The 19,202-nt window shown below is 63.1% G+C and carries 22 protein-coding genes; 8 read left to right on the plus strand and 14 right to left on the minus strand.

The window, feature by feature from the left end; genetic code table 11:
* Positions 1 to 2: 2 nt before the first annotated feature.
* The 3 genes from FJ417_RS20855 to FJ417_RS20865 form a co-directional block, all read right to left on the minus strand.
* A complete protein-coding gene (locus tag FJ417_RS20855) occupies positions 3 to 941 on the minus strand; it encodes a GlxA family transcriptional regulator (protein ID WP_348639758.1) in 939 nt (312 codons plus the stop codon).
* A 305-nt stretch (positions 942 to 1,246) separates the two neighbouring features.
* On the minus strand, positions 1,247 to 1,381 hold the full coding sequence (locus tag FJ417_RS33815) for a hypothetical protein (protein ID WP_112099240.1): 135 nt from the start codon (positions 1,379 to 1,381) through the stop codon (positions 1,247 to 1,249).
* Between the two features lie 349 nt (positions 1,382 to 1,730).
* Positions 1,731 to 1,916: a hypothetical protein gene (locus FJ417_RS20865; protein ID WP_140646602.1), complete on the minus strand. Its 186-nt coding sequence runs from the start codon at positions 1,914 to 1,916 to the stop codon at positions 1,731 to 1,733.
* Between the two features lie 219 nt (positions 1,917 to 2,135).
* Here FJ417_RS20865 and FJ417_RS20870 point away from each other — a divergent pair, with 219 nt between their 5' ends.
* Positions 2,136 to 3,035, plus strand: coding sequence for a LysR substrate-binding domain-containing protein (locus FJ417_RS20870; RefSeq protein ID WP_040981895.1), 900 nt, complete (start codon positions 2,136 to 2,138; stop codon positions 3,033 to 3,035).
* Between the two features lies 1 nt (position 3,036).
* Here FJ417_RS20870 and FJ417_RS20875 read toward each other — a convergent pair whose 3' ends face one another.
* Together FJ417_RS20875 and FJ417_RS33160 are read right to left on the minus strand one after the other, a co-directional pair.
* A complete protein-coding gene (locus FJ417_RS20875; protein WP_140784766.1) occupies positions 3,037 to 4,002 on the minus strand; it encodes an alpha/beta hydrolase in 966 nt (321 codons plus the stop codon).
* A 311-nt stretch (positions 4,003 to 4,313) separates the two neighbouring features.
* Positions 4,314 to 4,499 carry a hypothetical protein gene (locus FJ417_RS33160; protein WP_181166902.1) on the minus strand — a complete coding sequence of 62 codons (186 nt, stop codon included), beginning with the start codon at positions 4,497 to 4,499 and terminating at the stop codon, positions 4,314 to 4,316.
* A gap of 294 nt (positions 4,500 to 4,793) precedes the next feature.
* On the opposite strand from FJ417_RS33160, the gene FJ417_RS20885 reads away from it, so the two are divergent.
* Complete coding sequence (locus FJ417_RS20885; protein WP_246687502.1) at positions 4,794 to 5,816, plus strand: acyltransferase; 1,023 nt, start codon at positions 4,794 to 4,796, stop codon at positions 5,814 to 5,816.
* A 9-nt stretch (positions 5,817 to 5,825) separates the two neighbouring features.
* Here FJ417_RS20885 and FJ417_RS20890 read toward each other — a convergent pair whose 3' ends face one another.
* Entirely contained in the window at positions 5,826 to 7,895 is a 2,070-nt protein-coding gene (locus tag FJ417_RS20890) for an ASKHA domain-containing protein (protein WP_140784768.1), read from the minus strand.
* An 89-nt stretch (positions 7,896 to 7,984) separates the two neighbouring features.
* Between FJ417_RS20890 and FJ417_RS20895 the strand changes: the two genes are divergently transcribed.
* Positions 7,985 to 8,227: a hypothetical protein gene (locus tag FJ417_RS20895; RefSeq protein ID WP_246687503.1), complete on the plus strand. Its 243-nt coding sequence runs from the start codon at positions 7,985 to 7,987 to the stop codon at positions 8,225 to 8,227.
* Positions 8,228 to 8,306: 79 nt separating this feature from the next.
* On the opposite strand, the gene FJ417_RS20900 is transcribed toward FJ417_RS20895, so the two are convergent.
* The 6 genes from FJ417_RS20900 to FJ417_RS20925 all read right to left on the minus strand — a co-directional run bounded on the left by FJ417_RS20900 (position 8,307) and on the right by FJ417_RS20925 (position 12,922).
* On the minus strand, positions 8,307 to 9,281 hold the full coding sequence (locus tag FJ417_RS20900) for a methyltetrahydrofolate cobalamin methyltransferase (RefSeq protein WP_140646596.1): 975 nt from the start codon (positions 9,279 to 9,281) through the stop codon (positions 8,307 to 8,309).
* 79 nt (positions 9,282 to 9,360) lie between these two features.
* Complete coding sequence (locus FJ417_RS20905; RefSeq protein WP_140646594.1) at positions 9,361 to 10,452, minus strand: methylenetetrahydrofolate reductase; 1,092 nt, start codon at positions 10,450 to 10,452, stop codon at positions 9,361 to 9,363.
* A complete protein-coding gene (locus FJ417_RS20910; protein ID WP_140784769.1) occupies positions 10,449 to 11,039 on the minus strand; it encodes a methylenetetrahydrofolate reductase C-terminal domain-containing protein in 591 nt (196 codons plus the stop codon). The genes FJ417_RS20905 and FJ417_RS20910 overlap by 4 nt, the downstream gene beginning before the upstream one ends.
* Positions 11,032 to 11,334 (minus strand): virulence factor, encoded by a 303-nt coding sequence (locus tag FJ417_RS20915; RefSeq protein WP_127863411.1) that lies wholly within the window; start codon positions 11,332 to 11,334, stop codon positions 11,032 to 11,034. The genes FJ417_RS20910 and FJ417_RS20915 overlap by 8 nt, the downstream gene beginning before the upstream one ends.
* 134 nt (positions 11,335 to 11,468) lie before the next feature.
* The gene (locus tag FJ417_RS20920) at positions 11,469 to 12,251 is read right to left on the minus strand and encodes a formyl transferase (RefSeq protein WP_140784770.1); all 783 of its coding nucleotides are present in this window, start codon (positions 12,249 to 12,251) and stop codon (positions 11,469 to 11,471) included.
* A 95-nt stretch (positions 12,252 to 12,346) separates the two neighbouring features.
* On the minus strand, positions 12,347 to 12,922 hold the full coding sequence (locus FJ417_RS20925) for a DUF4893 domain-containing protein (protein WP_140784771.1): 576 nt from the start codon (positions 12,920 to 12,922) through the stop codon (positions 12,347 to 12,349).
* A gap of 126 nt (positions 12,923 to 13,048) precedes the next feature.
* On the opposite strand from FJ417_RS20925, the gene FJ417_RS20930 reads away from it, so the two are divergent.
* Positions 13,049 to 13,963: an NAD(P)-dependent oxidoreductase gene (locus FJ417_RS20930; RefSeq protein WP_140784772.1), complete on the plus strand. Its 915-nt coding sequence runs from the start codon at positions 13,049 to 13,051 to the stop codon at positions 13,961 to 13,963.
* A gap of 10 nt (positions 13,964 to 13,973) precedes the next feature.
* On the opposite strand, the gene FJ417_RS20935 is transcribed toward FJ417_RS20930, so the two are convergent.
* Positions 13,974 to 14,603: a DUF1638 domain-containing protein gene (locus FJ417_RS20935; protein ID WP_140784773.1), complete on the minus strand. Its 630-nt coding sequence runs from the start codon at positions 14,601 to 14,603 to the stop codon at positions 13,974 to 13,976.
* Positions 14,604 to 14,656: 53 nt separating this feature from the next.
* On the opposite strand from FJ417_RS20935, the gene FJ417_RS20940 reads away from it, so the two are divergent.
* Entirely contained in the window at positions 14,657 to 14,791 is a 135-nt protein-coding gene (locus tag FJ417_RS20940; protein WP_041003961.1) for an entericidin A/B family lipoprotein, read from the plus strand.
* Between the two features lie 85 nt (positions 14,792 to 14,876).
* On the opposite strand, the gene FJ417_RS20945 is transcribed toward FJ417_RS20940, so the two are convergent.
* Positions 14,877 to 15,575 carry a B12-binding domain-containing protein gene (locus FJ417_RS20945; protein WP_140495658.1) on the minus strand — a complete coding sequence of 233 codons (699 nt, stop codon included), beginning with the start codon at positions 15,573 to 15,575 and terminating at the stop codon, positions 14,877 to 14,879.
* Between the two features lie 271 nt (positions 15,576 to 15,846).
* Here FJ417_RS20945 and FJ417_RS20950 point away from each other — a divergent pair, with 271 nt between their 5' ends.
* The 3 genes from FJ417_RS20950 to FJ417_RS20960 all read left to right on the plus strand — a co-directional run bounded on the left by FJ417_RS20950 (position 15,847) and on the right by FJ417_RS20960 (position 19,035).
* Entirely contained in the window at positions 15,847 to 17,421 is a 1,575-nt protein-coding gene (locus tag FJ417_RS20950) for a trimethylamine methyltransferase family protein (RefSeq protein ID WP_140705563.1), read from the plus strand.
* Between the two features lie 89 nt (positions 17,422 to 17,510).
* The gene (locus FJ417_RS20955) at positions 17,511 to 18,200 is read left to right on the plus strand and encodes a 4Fe-4S dicluster domain-containing protein (RefSeq protein WP_140784774.1); all 690 of its coding nucleotides are present in this window, start codon (positions 17,511 to 17,513) and stop codon (positions 18,198 to 18,200) included.
* 103 nt (positions 18,201 to 18,303) lie between these two features.
* Positions 18,304 to 19,035, plus strand: a complete 732-nt coding sequence (locus FJ417_RS20960) for a dienelactone hydrolase family protein (RefSeq protein ID WP_140784775.1) — start codon at positions 18,304 to 18,306, stop codon at positions 19,033 to 19,035.
* Positions 19,036 to 19,202 lie beyond the last annotated feature (167 nt).

Raw genomic sequence — 19,202 nt, forward strand, 5'->3', positions numbered from 1 at the left:
GATCAAGCAGCCAAGAGTTGCTTGCGGTCGACGCGCTCCTGCTGGGGCGAACGGGCGTAGAGCTCGCGGTAGCATTTGGAGAAATGCGAGGCGGAGACAAAGCCGCAGGCGACCGCCACTTCGACCACCGGCATCGACGACTGGATCAGCAGGTGCCGGGCGCGGTCGAGCCGGATTTCCAGATAGTAGCGGGCAGGGGAGCGGCCCATCTCGGTGCGGAACAGGCGCTCGATCTGCCGCCGGGAAAGATCGACATGGTCAGCGATCTCGATCAGCGACAGCGGCTCGGAAAGGTTGGCCTCCATCAGCTCGATGATGGTCAGCACCTTGGAATTCTGGACGCCGAGGCGGGCGCGCAGCGGCAGGCGCTGGCGGTCGGTCGGGCTACGCACGCGGTCGGTCAGCACCTGCTCGCAGACGCGGTTAACGAGGCTCTCGTCGAAATCGTCGCCGATCAGCTTCAACATCATGTCGAGCGCGGCGGTGCCGCCGGCGCAGGTGTAGACGTTCTGGTCGACCTCGAAGAGGTCGGCAAAGACATTGGCCTTCGGGAACGCCTCGGAAAAGCCCGGCAGATTCTCCCAATGGATGGCGCAGCGCTTGTTGGACAACAGGCCGGCGGCGGCCAGGATATGCGCGCCGGTGCAGAGGCCGCCGACGGCGACGCCGCGATTATACTCCTCGCGCAGCCAGGCGAAGGCCGACTTGTTCTGGTAGCGCTCGACATTGATGCCGCTGCAGACGATCGCCATGTTCGGCCGATCCGGCCCGGCCATCTTCTTGCGCTCTTCCTCGAGCGAGGTGTTGACCGCGCATTCGACGCCGTTCGAGGCGCGCACCGGCTTGCCGTCTATGCTGGCCAGCCGCCAACGATAGGCTTCGTAGCCGAGCATCCGGTTGGCCGAGCGCAGCGGATCGAGCGCCGTCGCGAAGGCGATCATGGTGAAATCGGGAATGAGGAAGAATACAAACGATCTCTTGATCGGATGCTTTACGGCATTCACGGGGAAACCTCACGCAGCCATGACGCGAACAGGATGTCGCGAACAGCATAGCGACAACAGGAAAAACCATTCCTGTCAATCGGGTAGGCGGCTAAGTGAAGATTAAATTTGCGACACGGGTCGCAAATGGGCAATTCATGCAACCGAAAGGCGTGAGGACACCGACGACAGCGGCAAACGACCAAACGAAAACGCCGCCTCGGCGGAGCCGGGCGGCGTTGAATTCGGTATGCCGGATTGTCTCAGGCAATGAAGCCGAGACGGGCAGCAGCCACGGCGCCGGTCTGGCCGGGCATGGTCTTGGCGAGGCGCTGACGCTCCAAAGCGGTGGTCAGGTTCATTTCGCGGCGGGCAAACAGGCGGGCAAAAAGCTTCATTGTCATCTCCATTGGGTTGCTCAGACGGGTCGCCTTCGCTTGATGGAGTGGGGCAGCTCGTTTGCTGGAGTGCATATAGGCTCACTTCAGCAGAAACTAAATCGCAAAAACGAACCGCTTGATATGAAAAGCGACATCATTTGCGACATTTTTGGGCAGGCTGCCCAAGATTTCCTATTATTTACAAGGGTTTAATCGGCTTGTTAACCCGCTATGCGGGTGGTTCATATGCGTCATGCTGTGATCGCATGGCTGGAAAAGTCGTTTGAGTGCAAACAAAGGCGCTAAAAACAAGCAAAAGGCCTGCCGAGCTGACGCGGCAGGCCTTCAGAACTCCATACACACTTGATTACTTCGCTCCGGCCCAACTTCCGACGCCGAAGCGCAAGCCGGTCTTGGCATCGGCGGCTTCCGGCCAGCCGATATCCTTCTGCAGTTCGATCGGCAGCGCATGGATGGCGCGTTCGGTCTGGTAGCGGGCGCGGGCCGCGCTGAATTCGGTCGCAAGCCGACCGATGGATGACAGGATAGACATTTCTTTCTCCTCTATGCGGGCAGGGAGGCGCCCGTCACTGCGTTAAGCCAGGTCTGTTTCAGCTTCATTTCACGTCGACTGCAGGATTGTGTCAGGGTCGTTTGATGGCTGCTTTTGGCAGCATCCTGCATCGATCGAGTTGACTATGCGCCTGGAGTGATGTTCAATCAAACGAAATGGAATGATGGATTGCATCAGAAAAATTGAAGGCAAGCTGCCATGAACGCCCCGCTCAATCATCCCTTGCCGCTGCTTGACCTCGATGTGCTGCGCACTTTCGTGGCGATCGCCGAGACCGGCAGCTTCACCACCGCCGCCAATGCGGTGTTCCGCACGCCATCCGCCGTCTCCATGCAGATCAAGAAGCTGGAGGACATCCTCGGCCGTTCCGTCTTCGCGCGCGACGCGCGTTCGGTGACGCTGACCACGGATGGCGAGATGCTGCTCGGCTATGCGCGCCGGCTTTTGTCGATCAACCGCGAGGTGGTGTCGAAATTCATCATCCCCGACATCGTGGGCGTGGTGCGGCTCGGTTCCCCGGACGATTATGGCGAGCGCGTGCTGCCGCATGTGCTGAAGCGTTTTGCCCAGTCGCATCCGTCGATCGCCGTCGACGTCACCATCGACCAGAGCATCAATCTGCGCCGCCGCATGGACGACCGCGCGCTCGACATCACGCTGCTCACCAATTCCTACAAGACCAGCGCGATCGGTGCCGAGGTGCTTTTGACCGAACCGATCGTGTGGGCGGGCGCCAAGGGCGGCTGCGCGCATCTGCGCGAGCCGCTGCCGGTGTCGCTGTGGGAAGAAGGCTGCGCATGGCGGGCAGGGGCGTTGGAAGCGCTTGGCCGCGAGGGCCGCAACTACCGCATCGCCTATATGAGCGCCCACACGGCCGGCCAGCGCGCCGCCATCATGGCCGACCTTGCGGTGGCGCCGCTGCCGAAGTCCTTCCTCGGCGACGAGATGGTCTCGCTGGGCGCCAAGGACGGCATGCCCGAGATTGGCACCTACAATCTCGCCATGGTGGTGGCGCCCGATGCGAGCGCGCCGGTGAAGGCCGTCGCCGACCATATCCGCGCGACGTTCGAACTGTTCCGGGAAACCGGCAAGTTCTGAGCTATTCGGCCGCCGGCGCCGGGCGCCCCGCGAAAGCGGCTTTCGTCCTGCGTCGCGCACGAGCCTGGCGCGCTGCTGGAACATTATCGAGGAATGCAACGATGCTGTCGCGCGCGCGGCGCGCCTCGGGCATCTCGATCAACGGCCAGACGTGGAACATGCCTTCCTCGTAGACCAGGTCGACCTCGACACCGGCAGCGCGTGCGCGTTCGGCGAAGATGAGATTGTCTGGTGTCAGCATGTCGCGTGAACCGGTCAGCAGCAGCGTCTTAGGCAGCACGGACAGGTCGCCGTAAAGCGGGCTGATGTGCCAGTCGGTGCGATCGAAACCGGCGCTGTAGAGCCGCACCGCTTCCAGCCCGCCCGCAATACCCAGCCATGGATCCTGCCGCTCGGCCTCGAAGACTTCCGGATTTGCAAGCGAAACGTCGAGGCCGGGCGAGATCAGCACATGGCGCGACGGTGCCGGCAGGCCCTCCTCGGCGGCTATCATGGTCAGCACGACGGCCATGTTGCCGCCGGCGGAATCGCCCATGAAGACGATGTCTTGCGCCTCGGTCTCTTCGAGCATGCGCCGGTAGACGTCGCCGACCATGCCGAACATGTCGTGGAAATCGTGCTCCGGCGCGATGGGGTAGACCGGCACCGTGATGCCGAAGCCGAGACGCTCGGCCATTTCGGCGATCAGCCCCCAATGGTAGGAGGTGATCTGAAAGACATAGGCGCCGCCATGCATGTAGAGGATGCGCCGGCTTTCGCCCGCCTTCGGCGCGATCTCATAGACGGGAAAGCCGTCGATCTCGGTCTCGGCGATGTCCAGCCGTGCCCTGAGCAAGGCCGGCGGATGATAATCCTCTGTCTTGCGGGCGTAGGCGATCCAGCGCTGCAGGTTCTCGGGACTGGAAAACGCCTTCTTGCGGCTGTGCCTGAGAACGAACGAAACGAGATGGCTTTTCAAACTGGGCATGCAGATACACGCACTTCGGCAGAGCCGACTAAGAGAATTCCCCCCGCTCTGCGAAGATTGTACCTCAGTTAAAAATGTCAAGGATTCACGCTGGCACATCGGCGTGATCCGATGGTGCCAGTTCTTTGTTTGCGCGATTTCGGGCGGAAGGCTACGGCGAATTGCCGAGCCTAACCGCTGCGCACGTTTCCTGGAATTGCTCTAGCGCCGCTTCGACAGCAACGCCGCGCGCAATTTGTTGTCGACGTTCGCCGAGGCCGCGTCGCGGCCACGGCGCTTGCCGAGCAGCCTGCATTTGTCGGCGAAGGTCATCAGCGCGGTGTGCCCAGAAGCAGCGCATGAAGGGCTGCCTGCGGGTCGCTCGGCGGCGAAGCCGGCCAGCCGATATCCTTCTGGACATGCGCAGGCAGGCTGTTCAGCGCACGGATCGCCTTGTTCCTGGCGTGAGCCAGCCTGATGGTCACGCCGAAACGGCTGAGGTTGTCGTACATCGACATTTTCATCTCCCTTGAAGTGCAGCGGCGGCCGAGGATTGTCCGCAGCCGCCGTTCGATGTCGGTTAAATCGCTCATGCATGTATCGGATCGATTTCGCGAAAACAGCGTTTCGGTTTCCGGATAGCGCGAATCCGGAAACATTTGCATACAAACGAATTGGACCGGCGGGCATTCCGGCTTCCATCCGGATAGAAGCCATCCGCGGGTTGACAGCAGCGCTCGGCTGCTTTGTTATTGTGCGATGCGATATCGACTGTATGCACTGCAGCATAGCGCGATCTGGACCAGAGCATCGTGACGAGCATCCACAGTATTCAATATCTGCGGGGCCTCGCCGCCTGCGCGGTGGTTTGCTTTCATGTCAGCGAACAGTTCGGCGGTCCGTTCCACGTCGGAGCAGCCGGCGTCGACGTTTTCTTCGTCATCAGCGGTTTCATCATGTGGGTGACGACGGCCGGCAGACCGGCCGATCCTTGGCGTTTCATGGGTCGCCGGATCACCCGCATCATGCCTCTCTACTGGATCGTCACGCTGCTGACCGCGGCAGGCATCCTGATCAAGCCGCAATTCTTCTACGGCCATTTCTTCAGTATGGCGAATTTCGTCGGCTCGCTGTTCTTCCTGCCTGTCCTGCAGGAGGGGGCGCTGCATCCCATCGTCATACAGGGTTGGACGCTTTGCTATGAGATGATGTTCTATCTCGTTTTCACCCTGGTCCTGTTCCTCGGGGAGCGCTGGCGGTTCGGAGTTCTCGTGGGCGCCCTTGTGGTCATCGTCGCGCTGCATTTCGTCTTACCCGTGGGATACGCGCATGCCTTCACCGATCCTGTCGTGCTCGAGTTCGCGGCCGGCATCGTCGTGGGGCGCTTGTGGCTCCAGGGCGCCAGGCTGCCGCTCGGAGTGGCGCTGGCGATGGCTGTCTTAGGATTTCTGCTCCTTGCGGCCAGCCCGCTGCTCGATGCCGACATGGCTCGCGCCTTGCGCTGGGGGCTTCCGGCCACGCTGATCGTGGCGGGCGCGGTGTTTGCCGAGCGGGCGCGGCCGTTCAAGCCCGCGGCCTTGCCCAGCTTTCTCGGCGATGCGTCCTATTCGATCTACCTATGGCATGTCGTGACCGGCGTCCTGGCGACGGGTATCGTCTTGAGGGCCGGCCTCCCGGCGGTCTTGCAGCCGGCAACGATCCTGGCCATCACGCTGGCGCTCTCGGCAGTGCTTTATCTGATCGTCGAAAAGCCATTGATCGGGCTGCTGCACCCGCAACGTCCCAAGGGCGCCGTGAAGGCAAGCACTGCCGCGGCCGCAGGGGCCGCGGAATGAGCTGAAACGTTAGTCGCGGCCGCGCCGTGCCGCGCGCTCCTCGCGTGAACGCCGGCGTGGCGTAGCATCGCCGGCGGTGCCGTCCTCGCTCATCGCCTTGCGCGGCGGCAGCTTCACCGCAGCCGCCAGCTTCGGGAAGGGGTCGACCTTGTTCGGCAGCGCCATGGCGTAGACGAAGTGCTCCTGGAATTTCGGCTCCAGCGCCGTCTCGATCTTCTCGATCCGGCTCACCGTCTCCTCGATCTCGCGACGGTAGCCGCGATTGAGCAGTGCCATGCGCGCGCCGGCGCCGGCGGCGTTGCCGACGGCCGAGACCTTGTCGAGGTCGCAGTCGGGGATGAGGCCGAGCACCATGGCGTATTTCGGATCGATGAACGAACCGAACGCGCCGGCGAAATGGATGCGGTCGACGTGCTCGGTGTGCTGCTTTTCCATCAACAGCTTGGTGCCGGCATAGAGTGCTGCCTTGGCAAGCTGGATGGCGCGCACGTCGTTCTGGGTGATGGTGATCCTGGGTTCGCCTTCCTTCAGCACATAGGAGAAGGTGCGGCCGTTGGGAACGATGCGCGCCGAGCGCGCGGCCAGCGATCCGTCGACGACGCCATCTTCGGAGATGATGCCGGCAAGGTACATTTCCGCCACGATCTCGATGATGCCGGAGCCGCAGATGCCGGTGACGCCGGTCGCCTGCACGCTATCGAGGAAGCCCGGCTCGTCCGACCACAACTCCGAACCGATGACGCGATATTTCGGTTCAAGCGTGTCCGGGTCGATGCGCACGCGCTCGATGGCGCCAGGCGCGGCGCGCTGGCCGCCGGAGATTTCGGCGCCCTCGAAGGCCGGGCCGGTCGGGGAGGAGGCCGCGACCACCCGCGTCGAGTTGCCGAGCACGATCTCGGCATTGGTGCCGACGTCGACGATCAGCATCATCTCGTCCTGGCGATGCGGGCCTTCCGACAGGGTGACGGCGGCGGCATCGGCGCCGACATGGCCGGCAATGCAAGGCAGCATATAGAGGCGGGCACCCTGGTTGAGCTTCAAGCCGATGTCGGAGGCCTTGATGCGCACCGCGCCGGAGACGGCAAGCGCGAAAGGCGCACCGCCCAACTCGGTCGGATCGATGCCGAGGAACAAGTGATGCATGATCGGATTGCCGACGAAGACGGAATCCAGGATGTCGGCGCGCTGGACATTGCCTTCGGCGCAGACCTTGTCGACGAGGCCGGAAACCGCTTCGCGCACGGCGACCGTCATGCCTTCGCGACCGTCCGGATTCATCATCACGTAAGAGACGCGGCTCATCAGATCCTCGCCGAAGCGGATCTGCGGATTGGACGTGCCGGAAGATGCGGCGACTCGGCCCGACAGCAGCGACACCAGATGCATGGCTATGGTGGTCGAGCCGATGTCGCAGGCAAGGCCATAGGCTTCGTTCTTGAGGCCGGGCCACAACGCGATGACACGCGCGATGTCGCTGTCGGCATCCTTGTGGATGGCGGCCGTCGCGGTCCAGTTGCCCTTGCGCAGGATCCCTTGCACCTGCGGCAGCAGATAGAAATCGAATTCGAGGTTCTTGAGGCCCCAGTCTTTCATCAGGGCGATCTTGAGCCGGTCGAGGTCGCCGAGCGGCTTGTGCATGTCGGGCTCCTCGATCTCGACATAGCACATGCGGATCGCCGTATCGCGGGCGATCACCCTGGTGTCGGCGTCCTTTCGGATGGTCTGGGCGTTGATGACCGTGTCCTGCGGCACGTCGATAACGAGGTCGCCGAGGATCTGCGCCGAGCAGGAGAGGCGGCGCCGCTCAGGCAGGCCGCGCACGCGCTCGTAGCGCTCTTCCTTGGCGCCCTTGGACGAGATGTGGTCGTTGGACGAGACGATCTTGTGCTTGGCGAAATTGCCTTCCTGCACCTCGATCTGGCAGCGCCCGCAAGTGGCGCGGCCGCCGCACACGCTTTCGACATAGACGCCGAGCTGGCGCGCCGCATCGAGCACGGGCGTTCCAACGGGGAACCGGCCGCGCTTGCCCGACGGCATGAACAGCACGAGCGGATCGGTGATGTTGGGCGGAGGGTTCATGCTGGCACGCGTCTCGATGGCAATTGTCGATGCCGTTTAACGGATCGTTTTACTGTTGGGTGGAGAGTCTGCTGGTCCAGGGGCCAACCATGTCGGATCTTCTGCTTTCCGCCGTCTTCACCGCGTTCACCATGGTGCGCGTGATCAAGGGCTCGTGGCTGCGCAATCCGCAATACCTCGCCACTGGGATCCTCGGCGCGATCGTCGGCGCGCTGCTGCTGCACGCGTTCTGGCCCGCCTATGACGATGATTTCATCGTCGGCGGCGTAACTGGCATCTTCGGATCGTGGGCGGGAATGGCGCTGTTCGACGCCATATTGAGCATGGCCTGAACGCAAAGCAGAGCTGTCCGGCCGCATCCACGATGCGATCGGATCAGCCTTGTTTGCGGTGCGGCTCACGATTGCGCGCTTATCCCCTGGCCATGCGGGCTTCACGGCCGCCGCGGCGACGGCCGCCATTGCCGCTGCCTTCGCCCGGCGCATTGACGGCCGTTGGAGCCGCAACGGCTTGACCGCCTTCGACCGGCTTATAATCCTTGTAGGTGCGGATCCAGTTGGTGCAGTTCTCGTCGGTGCCGTTGAGCACATTGGCACCGCGCACGGCTTCCATTTCCTGCGGACGGACCGGGTTCATGATTGCCGAGGTCATGCCGGCGCCGATCACCATCGGGATGAAGGCGGCGTTGATGCCGTGGCGGTGCGGCAGGCCGAAGGAGATGTTGGAGAGGCCGCAAGTGGTATTGACCTTGAGCTCTTCGCGCAGCCGGCGCAGCAGCGCGAACACCTGGCGTCCGGCATCGCCCAGCGCGCCGATCGGCATCACCAGCGGGTCGACGACGACGTCATGGGCGGGAATGCCGAAATCGGCGCAGCGCTGGACGATCTTCTTGGCGACGGCGAAGCGGACGTCCGGGTCCATCGAGATGCCGGTCTCGTCGTTGGAGATGGCGACGACCGGGACGTTGTATTTCTTGATCAGCGGCAGGATGGCCTCGAGCTTTTCTTCCTCGCCGGTGACGGAGTTGACCAGCGGGCGGCCCTTGGCGACCTTCAGCGCGGCCTCGATCGCGGCGGTCACCGAGCTATCGATCGACAGCGGCAGGTCGACCAGGCCCTGCACGATCTCCAGCGTCTGCACCAGAAGCGCCGGCTCGGTCGCATTGGGGTCGACGGCGGTGACGCCGGCATTGACGTCGAGCATGGTGGCGCCGCAGGCGGCCTGCTCCAGCGCGTCCTTGATGACGGTCTCGAAGTTTCCGGCCACCATTTCGGCGGCGAGCTTCTTGCGGCCGGTCGGGTTGATGCGTTCGCCGATCACGCAGAAGGGCTGATCGAAGCCGATGACGATTTCTCGGGTCGCCGAGGCGACGATGGTGCGGGTCATGAAATCTCTCCGTCGGGATATAAAGAGTTCTTTATATCGTTATCTGATCTCGTTCAAGCGAATGGTGACTGCCACGCTGTCAATGCGCGGTCTTCACCATATCCACCTGGGTTTCGGTAATCTCGTCGTGCAGCAGGTGGTCGAGTCGGTCGGCGACCAGTTGGTCGTCGCGCCGGCGCTCCCGCTTCCAGGGCTGGCGGCCTTTCAGCACGCCGGATTCATCGACGATCTCGGCGACATATTCCTCCTGGCGGTAGGCCATCACATGGATGCCGGCGACGCCGGGGATTTCCTTCACCTCGTTGATGATGTCGATGCAGAGCTGCTTGCCTTCCTTCTTCTGGTCCTGCGCGCCTTCCAGCCGCTTGATCACCGCGTCGGGGATGTGGATGCCCGGCACGTTGGAGCGGATCCACTTCGCCGTCTTGGCGGAAGCGAGCGGTCCGACGCCGCAAAGCAGGAAGAGCTTTTCAGTGTGGCCGAGGTCGCGCGCCTTCTGCATGAAGGTTCTGAACATCGGCACGTCGAAGCAGTACTGGGTCTGCGCGAACTGCGCGCCGGCGGCGATCTTCTTGCCGAGATGGATCGGGCGGAAGTCGTAGGGCGGCGCGAAGGGGTTGACGGCTGCACCGAGGAAAACCTGCGGCGGCGTCGTCAGCTTGCGGCCGGACAGGAACTTGCCATTGTCGCGCATGATGCGGATGGTTTCGAGCAGCGACATGGAATCGAGGTCGAACACCGGCTTGGCGCCGGGCTGGTCGCCGGCCTGCACGCCGTCGCCGGTGAGGCACAACATGTTGGCGACGCCCATGGCCGCGCCGCCCAGCACGTCGCCCTGGATGGCGATGCGGTTCTTGTCGCGGCAGGCGATCTGCATGATCGGCGCATAGCCCATGCGGGTGAGCAGCGCGCAGATGCCGACGGACGACATGTGACAGTTGGCGCCCGAGGCATCGACGGCATTGATGGCATCGACCCAGCCGTCAAAAATCTTGGCACGGTTGTAGACGTCTTCCGGATCGGCGCTGTCGGGCGGATTGAGCTCGGTCGTTACAGCAAACTCACCGCGGCGCAGCACGCGCTCCAGCCGGCCGCGCGATGTGTGGCCGGGCAGGGGCTCAAGCGGCAGGTGGATGCCGGCCGGGTTCTCGTCGACCTGGCGGGCGGTCATGCCGAAGCTCCGGGGTTCTGGGTCGTTTCACGCGCGGCGGCGGCCTGCGCGGTCACCCGCAGCCACGCCGAGGTCTCGCGCAGCGACTGATCGACCGGCTTCTGCACGGTGAGGATATTGTCGCCATGCACCATGTTGCGCGAGCCTTCCCAGGCCTTGACCCAGACGCAAGGCATGTCCGGCTCGACCTCGCAATTGCCGTTGGCGCGCACGCCGCCGCAAGGGCCGTTGCGCAGCTGCTTCGGGCAGTTCATCGGACACGACATGCCGGTGGAGGAGAGCACGCACTGACCGCACATGCGGCAGTCGAACATGAAGCCCTTGACGCGCTTCTCGACGAATTTCACCGGGGCTTCGACGCGGCCGTAGCCGATGCCCTTCCACAAAGGATGCAAGAGCAGGAAAATGTCGGCGAACCGGCTGTAGAACCATTCGAGCAATCGCGAATGCCGGATGGACCACAGGCGCACGGCGAAAGTGCGCTGGACGCGCCGCTGCGGCGACACGTCGGCAGGCTTGTAGTCGGATTTCGGCGCTGCCTTTTTGACCAAGGTGGCCTGGGTAACCGCCGGCTGCTTGTCAGACATTTTCTTTCCCGCCAGCCTTGACCAGAGCGACTAGCCGCTCGCGGTCATATTTCGCGTCGAGTTCCTGATAGGCCTTCTCGACCTCGGCCTCGATGTCGTCGCCGACTGGGATCGGGTCGGCCTTGCGCCATTCCGCCAGATAGTCGTCGGTGCCGCCGGCGCCGGTGCGCATGGCGCACATGTCGATCGCCTCGGTGAAACGCAGCGGCAGCTCGCGCTTGGCGTTCTGCCGGCCCTTCTTGACGATGACCTGGGCGGGGATGTCGCGCCAATAGACGACGATCAGATCGGCCATGAATTCTCACTCCTCGAGGTTGTCGAGCATTGCCGCATGCGCCGTTGGGCCGCTTGTTATGGGACGACGCGCGCGCCTTCAAAAGCGACGCTGGCGATGAGGCAAAGCGAATGCTGAAATCCGTCGCCGGCTGATTACCAGACGCGCTTGGTCAGGCCGGTCCAGAGGTAGAACCAGATCGTCGGGTGGTACCACTGCTTCGAGGGCAGGCCAAGGTCGATCGTTTCCAGTCTGCCGGCCAGCGCATTGCCGACCGCCTCGACGCAGATATCGCGCGAAAATGCTGCCTGCCGCAGCGCGTAGCTGGCGATCGTGTCGCCGGTCCTGGGCTTGCCGCGCGCCTGCTTCAGCACGCCGCCAGTGTCGACGCCGGCATCGACCAGATGCACTGTGGTGCCGAAATTCCCTTGATCGCCGGAGGCCAGCGCCCAGTAGCCGCCATTCATGCCGCGATATTTTGGCGCGATGCCGGCGTGATAGTTGAGCACAGGGCAAGGCATCTTGGCCAGCGTATCCTTCGACAGCAGCCTGCAGCCGGCAAGCAGCACAACGCCAGGATCGATGCTCACGATCCCCTTCAGGCATTCCGGCCCGTTGGCTGAAGGGACATGGATGATCGCCTGGCCTTGCCTCGGCTCGGTTGCGAGCTTCTCCTCGGCGATCAGTCGCGCGGCATGACGGGCCAGGAAGCGCTTGCCGAGCCTGGTCAATACCATGGTGCCGAGCTGGCCGATGGCCGAGATCCAGCCCTGGCGCCGGGCGCGGCCTATGAGTAGGCGCTTTTTGGATTCAGGGGATTCGAGGATGACGCTGACGGGGCCGACGCGATCGGCAAGCGCATTGACGATGGCCCAGATATGCGGGCCACCTTCGGTGACGACCACGATCGGTCGCGTAATCGATTCCGACGCTGCCATGGCAAGCACCTGCTCTGAAGATCGGGCGCATGCTATGCGGACCGGGTTAATCCCTGGTGTGCCGGAGGCGTTTCAGCCGGCGTCGAAGGGCCGGCTCAGCGCTTGAATTCCATGATGTCGAGCTTCGATTCGTAATAGGGCGCGGGGAATTCGATCCGCCATTCGGTGGCGCTGTTGCGGAAGGCATAGCCGACCTGGTCGCTTTCGGGGCCGCTGCCATAGGGATTGGCCTTGTCGTCATTGACCGAGAACGAGCCGAGATAGATGGCGCGCTTGTCGCCATCGTCGAAGAAACGACCGGCGGTGCGCTGCGAGCCGCTGATCTTCGCAAGCCGCCAGCCGGAGCCGTCGTCGGTCACCTTGCACTTGAACCAGCCATAGATGGCGAGCGGGCTGATGCCGCCCGCCTTGATGGTGCGGCACTTCCAGTTTCCGGTGAGGTCCTTGTCGGAGAAGGCGACAAGTGGTTTGGCGAGCAGTTCATCCAACTGCTTGACCTCCGACGGATCGCCGGTCTTGGCCTGCTCGATGGCCGCCTTGCGCGTCTCGCCATATTTGTCCAATCGCGCCTTGTCGGCAGCCGTGATCAGCTTCTGCACTTCGCCATCGGCAAGGGACGGCAAAGTGAGGGCGACAAGACCGAGGGCGGTAAGGAACAGGCGAGGCATCATGAACGTGTTTCCTCAAATCAATGGCTGGAACAAAGTTCTTTCTATCACTGGCGCACAACTTACCGGTTCGCGATCGCCTGTCATCCGTGCTTAACAGCGTGTGCTCGAAAAATGGCGGTTTGATCGATGCGAATCTTGCTCACGGGATCGTCCGGCTGGCTGGGCAGCGCGCTTAAGCCGAGGCTCGATGCGCTCGGCCATCACGTCGTCGGACTTGATCCGGTTCTCTCGGCGCGCACCCAAGTCGTCGGCTCGATCGCGGATCGCGATCTTGTCCTGAAGACTGTCCGCGAGAACAGCATCGAGGCCATCATTCACAGTGGGGCGCTGCACAAGCCGAACATCGAGCATCATGAGAACACGGCCTTCGTCGCCACGAATGTGCAAGGCACGCTCAACCTGCTCGACGCGGCCGTGGCCTGCGGCGTGCAGCGCTTCGTCTTCACCTCGACGACCTCGCTGATGATCTCGCAGGCGATCCGCGCCGGTTTCCAGGGTGGCGCGCGCAAGGCGGCCTGGCTGACCGAAGAGATGTCGCCGGAGCCGCGCAACATCTATGGCGTGACGAAGCTTTCCGCCGAGCATCTCTGTCGCCTCTACCACATCGAGCATGGGCTGCCGGTGGTGGTGCTGCGCACCGCGCGCTTCTTTCCCGAGGCGGACGACATGGCACATGCCATCGAACAGTCCGATGCCAACACCAAGGTCAACGAATTGCTGTTCCGGCGGCTGACGGTGGAGGACGCGGCCGAGGCCCATGTGGCGGCCCTGGAGAAAGCGCCGAGCCTTGGCTTCGACGTCTTCATCATCTCGGCGCCGACGCCGTTCCGGCCGCAGGATTGCGTCGAGTTGATCGCCGACGCGCCGACGGTCGTCGCGCGCTATTTCCCGGACTATTCGAGGCTCTATGCGAGGAAGGGCTGGACGATGTTCTCCTCGATCGACCGCGTCTACGATCCGTCGCGGGCGCGAGAGCGGCTCGGCTTCGTATGCAGAACGAGTTTTGCCGATGTGTTGAGGGCGCTGGAAGCGGAGGCGTGAAGACCGACCTTCAGGCGCCCTGTGCCGCGCGCGCCAGTTCGCTTGTCAAATCGCCATAGCCGGTCGGGCGGCGCTCATAGGCGAGGCCGAGCATGGCGGCGGCTTTCTCTGCGACCTTGTCGAGCTCCGGATCGTCGGTCTGGGCGAGATAGATCAGCTTCTCGTAGTTGCCGAAATAATCCTTGATCAGTTCGGGATGCCTGTCGAGGCCGAGCGGCTTGATGAAGAAGGCCTCGAACTGGCGGCAGAGGAAGTCGGTCATATAAAACGACATCATGTCGTCGTCGGCGACCTTCGCGTAGGCGTTCATGCCTTGGTAGAAGGCAAAGCAATGCGGCCCGGCCATGCGCTCGACGCCATGTTTCTCGATGACGCGGTCGAGCAGGCCGCCGGTGCCGCAATCGGCATAGCCGACGAAAATACGGCTGTAGCCTTCCGTCTTGGCCTTCTCGATCGCCTTGTCCATCGCCGGAGCGATGCGGTCCGGATAGAAATGGAACTCGGCCGGCAGGCAGGTCAGCTCGAGATGGTCGAGCTTTAGCTGTTGCTTGACGGCCAAAACTTCGCGCGCAATCATCCCGCAGGCGATGACGAGCAGCCTGTCCATTTGATTCGATTTCGTTTTTTGCGTCTTGACCAAGTCGGGCCGGCTTTCGCTGCGGGGCTTAATACCTGTCGAGGGAGACACCGTCCATGAAACTGCTACGCATCGCGCCGATCGCCATCCTGGCCTGCGCGCTTGCCCTCACGGCCTGCGCGAACACCATCCGGGGCGTCGGCAAGGACGTCAAATCGACGGCAAGGGCGGTCAAAGACACTGTCAACTGATCGGCAGCCTCTCCCATCATCTGGGAACAAAAAAGCCGCGCTGCAAGGCGCGGCTTTTCTTGTCGATCCATCCTGATGCCTTGGGTCAGGCGGAAGCGCGAACGTTGTGCTTGCGCTTCATGTAGTCCTTGGCGGTCTCGACGGCCACCGCGGCATCGCGGCAATAGGCGTCGGCGCCGACGGCCTTGCCGAATTCCTCGTTGAGCGGCGCGCCGCCGACCAGCACGACATAGTCGTCGCGGATGCCCTTTTCCTTCATCGTATCGATGACGACCTTCATATAGGGCATGGTGGTGGTGAGCAGCGCCGACATGCCGATGATGTCGGGCTGGTGCTGCTCGATGGCGTCCAGGTACTTCTCGACGGCGTTGTTGATGCCGAGATCGATGACATCGAAGCCAGCACCCTCCATCATCATGCCGACGAGGTTCTTGCCGATGTCGTGGATGTCGCCCTTGACGGTGCCGATCACCATCTTGCCCTGTTTCGGCGCGCCGGTGGCGGCGAGCAGCGGACGCAGGATGAACATGCCGGCCTTCATGGCGTTGGCCGAGAGCAGCACTTCCGGCACGAACAGGATGCCGTCGCGAAAATCCTCGCCGACGATGCGCATGCCTTCGACCAGCGCCTCGGTCAGCACCTTGTAGGGCGCCCAGCCGCGCTCAAGCAGGATTCGCGTGCCTTCCTCGATCTCTTCCTTCAGCCCATCATAAAGATCGTCGTGCATCTGCTGCACGAGCTCGTCGTCGGAAAGCTCGGAAAGGATGATCTCGTCGTCGGACATTTCTCTCGGGCTCCTTGCTGCTCGGAATGACTGCGGCAGCCTAAAAATCGATGCGCCAATACCTAACCCGCGAGGGCAGGGCATCCATAGCTGATTTGCGACTTCCCGCAAAAGGAAAGCGACTGAAAAATTGGCGCTTTTCTTGTCGATTTTGCGACAGGCGTTGGCGCTGGCTGGCCGTTTCCAATAGGGTGCATGGCTACGATCCGGGCAAGAAGCGGCAGCGATGGGCCGCAGGCCAGTTCAGGCCAGATTTATAGGAAGAACGATCATGAGCGATAACGCGGCAGTCGAGCAGGAAGCGTCGGGCGGACGGCGCGGACGCGGCGCCAGCGGCGGCGCGGCGGCACGCCGGGCTGCCCGTTCGGGCGGCGGTCCGGGCACGCAGCTCACCTACATCAAGCGCAAGATTAACGTGTACGAGGTCCTCAACGAGGAAGGCCTGGCGTTGATCGAGAAGAACACCGACACGGTGTTGGAAGAAATCGGCATCATCTTTCGCGACGACGCCGAAGCGCTGGCGCTGTGGAAAGAAGCGGGCGCCGACGTCAAGGGCGAGCGCGTGCACTTCCCCAAGGGCCTCTGCCGCTCGCTGTTGAAGACCGCCCCCTCTATCTACACCCAGCATGCGCGCAACCCGGAGCGCTCGGTGCAGATCGGCGGCAATGCGACGGTGTTCGCGCCGGTCTACGGCCCGCCTTTCGTGCGCGACCTCGACGGCAACCGCCGCTACGCGACCATCGAGGATTTCCAGAATTTCGTGAAGCTCGCCTATATGGCGCCATCGATCCACCATTCGGGGGGCACGGTCTGCGAGCCGGTCGACGTGCCGGTCAACAAGCGCCATCTCGACATGATCTACGCGCATATCCGTTATTCGGACAAACCGTTCATGGGCTCGGTGACGGCGCCGGAACGGGCCGAGGACACGGTGGCGATGGCCAAGCTCGTGTTCGGCGACGACTTCGTCGAGAACAACACGGTGCTGACCAGCCTGATCAACGCCAACTCGCCGATGGTGTTCGACGAGACCATGCTCGGCGCCCTGAAAGTCTATTCGCGCCACAACCAGGCCTGCATCGTCACGCCGTTCATCCTGGCCGGCGCGATGAGCCCGGTGACGGTCGCCGGCACGCTGACGCAGGTGCTGGCGGAGGTGCTGGCCGGCGCCTCGTTCACCCAGCTGATCAGGCCCGGCGCGCCGGTGCTGTTCGGCACCTTCGCCTCGTCGATCTCGATGCAGTCCGGCGCGCCGACCTTCGGCACGCCGGAGCCGTCTCTGGTGTCCTATGGCGCCGCGCAGCTCGCGCGCCGGCTCGGTTTGCCGTTCCGCACCGGCGGCTCGCTCTGCGCCTCGAAGGTCCCGGACGCGCAGGCAGCCTATGAGAGCGCCAACACGCTCAACTCGACGATCCTTGCCGGCACCAATTTCGTGCTGCATTCGGCCGGCTGGCTCGAGGGCGGTCTCGCCTCCTGCTATGAAAAATTCATGATGGATATCGACCAACTCGGCATGCAGCAGAAGTTTGCCGAGGGCGTCGACCTGTCGGAAAACGGCCAGGCGATGGACGCGATCCGCCAGGTCGGTCCGGGCAGCCATTATCTCGGCTGCGACCACACGCAGGCGAATTTCCAGACGGCCTTCTACCGCTCCAACATCGCCGACAACAATTCCTACGAGCAGTGGCTGGCCGAAGGCGAGAAGACCGCGCCGCAGCGCGCCAACGAGCTTGCCCGCCGCTGGCTGGAAAGCTACGAGGCGCCGCATCTGGATCCGGCCATCGACGAGGCGCTGAAGGATTTCATCGCCAAGAAGAAGGGCTCGATGGCCGACGCCTTCACGTGAAAGGAGCCCGAGTCAGGCCGGGCTAAAGTGGCCGACATCATCCATAAGGAAGTCTGGCGGAGCGCATTCTCCGATCCGGACCGGAAGGGATGATTTTTGCGCGTGGCACGGTCGAGGAGATTGCGGCCGCGCTCGCGGCCGACGGCCTGATCCTGCGTGGCGGCTTCCGTTTCACTGATGGTGAGGCTGCGCCAGCCGGACCTTCCGGCGCTCCAGCCAAATCTGCGCTGCTCGTCGGGCAGGCGGGCGCGGCGCCATGGCCGCATTTTCAACGCTGGCTGGGACAGCAGGCGAGGGACATCGCCAATCCGCTCGACACCTGGTCGCGCGCGGTGATCGGCGCGGTCGCGCAAGGCTGCGGCGCCCGCGCGGTGTCGCCCTCCGACCGGCCCTATCTGCCGTTCCAGCAATGGGCGATGCGGGCCGAAGGGTTGAAACCGTCGCCGCTCGGCGTTCTGATGCACCCGCAATATGGGCTATGGCATGCCTATCGCGGCGCATTGCTGTTCGAGGACGAGATTTCTCTTCCCGACCCTCATGCAGCGATTCATCTCTGTGACACATGTGTCGCAAAACCCTGCCTGAAATCCTGTCCGGTCGACGCCTATTCGACGGAAGGATTTGCCTATGAGGGTTGCCTCGGCCATGTCCGCAGCCCGCTCGGCGAGCCTTGCCGCAGCGGCGGCTGCCTCGACCGCAATGCCTGCCCCTATGGCACAGACTATCGCTATCCGCCGGAGGTGCAGGCCTTTCATATGGCGGCCTTCGCGCGGCTCTAGGAGGCAGGCCGGCCGCACGAAATCTTGAACGGCCTGGTCCGGGAATGGCTTGCCGGAACGGCGCGTGCGGATATCTAACGCGCGACAGGCAACGGAGAGCATCATGACTGGAAAGCAGATCGAGTTCGAAACCAGGGACGGCAAGGCAAAGGCTGGCCTTTTTCGACCGTCCACCAAGGCCAGCGCCGGCGTCATCCTTTATATGGACGCCTTCGGGCCGCGCCCGGCGCTTGACGAGATGGCCGAGCGGCTCGCCGGTCACGGCTATGCCGTGCTGGTGCCCGATCTTTTTTACCGCAACGCGCCCTACGGTCCGTTCGACGCCAAGACCGCCTTCACGGCGGAGGAAACCAAGACCAAGCTGATGGCGCTGGTTACCGGCACCACACAGGAAATGACCATCCGCGACAATGCCGCCTTCCTCGATGCGCTCGCCGCCGAAGGGGTCGATGGGCCGATCGGCGTCGTCGGCTACTGTATGGGCGGCGCGCGGGCGCTAAACGCGGCGGCAACCTATCCCGACCGTATCGCTGCAGCGGCGAGCTTCCATGGCGGCAATCTCGCCAGCGACGCGGCCGACAGCCCGCACCGCAAGGCGGCCTCGATCAAGGCGCGCGTCTATGTCGGCGTTGCCGGCGTCGACCGCAGCTTTCCGCCGGAGCAGTCGGCTCGGCTGGCGGAGGCGCTGCGCCTGGCGGAAGTCGACCATGTGATCGAGAACTATGTCGGCGTAGGGCATGGCTGGTGCATCAGGGACCATAGCGTCTATGACGAGGCGGGTGCCGAGCGCCACTGGAAGCGGCTGACGACGTTTTTCAAAGAGACATTGGGGTAAGCGATCTTCTGGCCTATGGCCGCGCTGCCCCTCATCCGTCACTCCGTGACACCTTCTCCCCGTAAACGGCAGGGGAATCGCATGTGGCGCTTTTGGGGTTGAGTTTAGGCTGAGAAAGGATTCTTTGGAGAGGCAGTTGAGCGAAGGAGCGACTGCCATTTCCTGCC

This window comes from Mesorhizobium sp. B3-1-7 (genome assembly GCF_006439385.1).
Lineage (GTDB): Bacteria > Pseudomonadota > Alphaproteobacteria > Rhizobiales > Rhizobiaceae > Mesorhizobium.

Excerpts from the sequence above, each read along its gene's own strand:
- FJ417_RS20925 (WP_140784771.1), bottom strand. The coding sequence starts at position 12,922 with ATGATGCCTCGCCTGTTCCTTACCGCCCTCGGTCTTGTCGCCCTCACT.
- FJ417_RS20875 (WP_140784766.1), bottom strand. The coding sequence starts at position 4,002 with ATGCCCAGTTTGAAAAGCCATCTCGTTTCGTTCGTTCTCAGGCACAGC.
- FJ417_RS20915 (WP_127863411.1), bottom strand. The coding sequence starts at position 11,334 with ATGGCCGATCTGATCGTCGTCTATTGGCGCGACATCCCCGCCCAGGTC.
- FJ417_RS20950 (WP_140705563.1), top strand. The coding sequence starts at position 15,847 with ATGAGCGATAACGCGGCAGTCGAGCAGGAAGCGTCGGGCGGACGGCGC.
- FJ417_RS33815 (WP_112099240.1), bottom strand. The coding sequence starts at position 1,381 with ATGAAGCTTTTTGCCCGCCTGTTTGCCCGCCGCGAAATGAACCTGACC.
- FJ417_RS33160 (WP_181166902.1), bottom strand. The coding sequence starts at position 4,499 with ATGTCGATGTACGACAACCTCAGCCGTTTCGGCGTGACCATCAGGCTG.
- FJ417_RS20905 (WP_140646594.1), bottom strand. The coding sequence starts at position 10,452 with ATGACCGCCCGCCAGGTCGACGAGAACCCGGCCGGCATCCACCTGCCG.
- FJ417_RS20865 (WP_140646602.1), bottom strand. The coding sequence starts at position 1,916 with ATGTCTATCCTGTCATCCATCGGTCGGCTTGCGACCGAATTCAGCGCG.
- FJ417_RS20955 (WP_140784774.1), top strand. The coding sequence starts at position 17,511 with ATGATTTTTGCGCGTGGCACGGTCGAGGAGATTGCGGCCGCGCTCGCG.
- FJ417_RS20895 (WP_246687503.1), top strand. The coding sequence starts at position 7,985 with ATGTCGGATCTTCTGCTTTCCGCCGTCTTCACCGCGTTCACCATGGTG.
- FJ417_RS20855 (WP_348639758.1), bottom strand. The coding sequence starts at position 941 with ATGATCGCCTTCGCGACGGCGCTCGATCCGCTGCGCTCGGCCAACCGG.
- FJ417_RS20930 (WP_140784772.1), top strand. The coding sequence starts at position 13,049 with ATGCGAATCTTGCTCACGGGATCGTCCGGCTGGCTGGGCAGCGCGCTT.
- FJ417_RS20890 (WP_140784768.1), bottom strand. The coding sequence starts at position 7,895 with ATGAACCCTCCGCCCAACATCACCGATCCGCTCGTGCTGTTCATGCCG.
- FJ417_RS20945 (WP_140495658.1), bottom strand. The coding sequence starts at position 15,575 with ATGTCCGACGACGAGATCATCCTTTCCGAGCTTTCCGACGACGAGCTC.
- FJ417_RS20920 (WP_140784770.1), bottom strand. The coding sequence starts at position 12,251 with ATGGCAGCGTCGGAATCGATTACGCGACCGATCGTGGTCGTCACCGAA.
- FJ417_RS20940 (WP_041003961.1), top strand. The coding sequence starts at position 14,657 with ATGAAACTGCTACGCATCGCGCCGATCGCCATCCTGGCCTGCGCGCTT.
- FJ417_RS20870 (WP_040981895.1), top strand. The coding sequence starts at position 2,136 with ATGAACGCCCCGCTCAATCATCCCTTGCCGCTGCTTGACCTCGATGTG.
- FJ417_RS20960 (WP_140784775.1), top strand. The coding sequence starts at position 18,304 with ATGACTGGAAAGCAGATCGAGTTCGAAACCAGGGACGGCAAGGCAAAG.
- FJ417_RS20910 (WP_140784769.1), bottom strand. The coding sequence starts at position 11,039 with ATGTCTGACAAGCAGCCGGCGGTTACCCAGGCCACCTTGGTCAAAAAG.
- FJ417_RS20900 (WP_140646596.1), bottom strand. The coding sequence starts at position 9,281 with ATGACCCGCACCATCGTCGCCTCGGCGACCCGAGAAATCGTCATCGGC.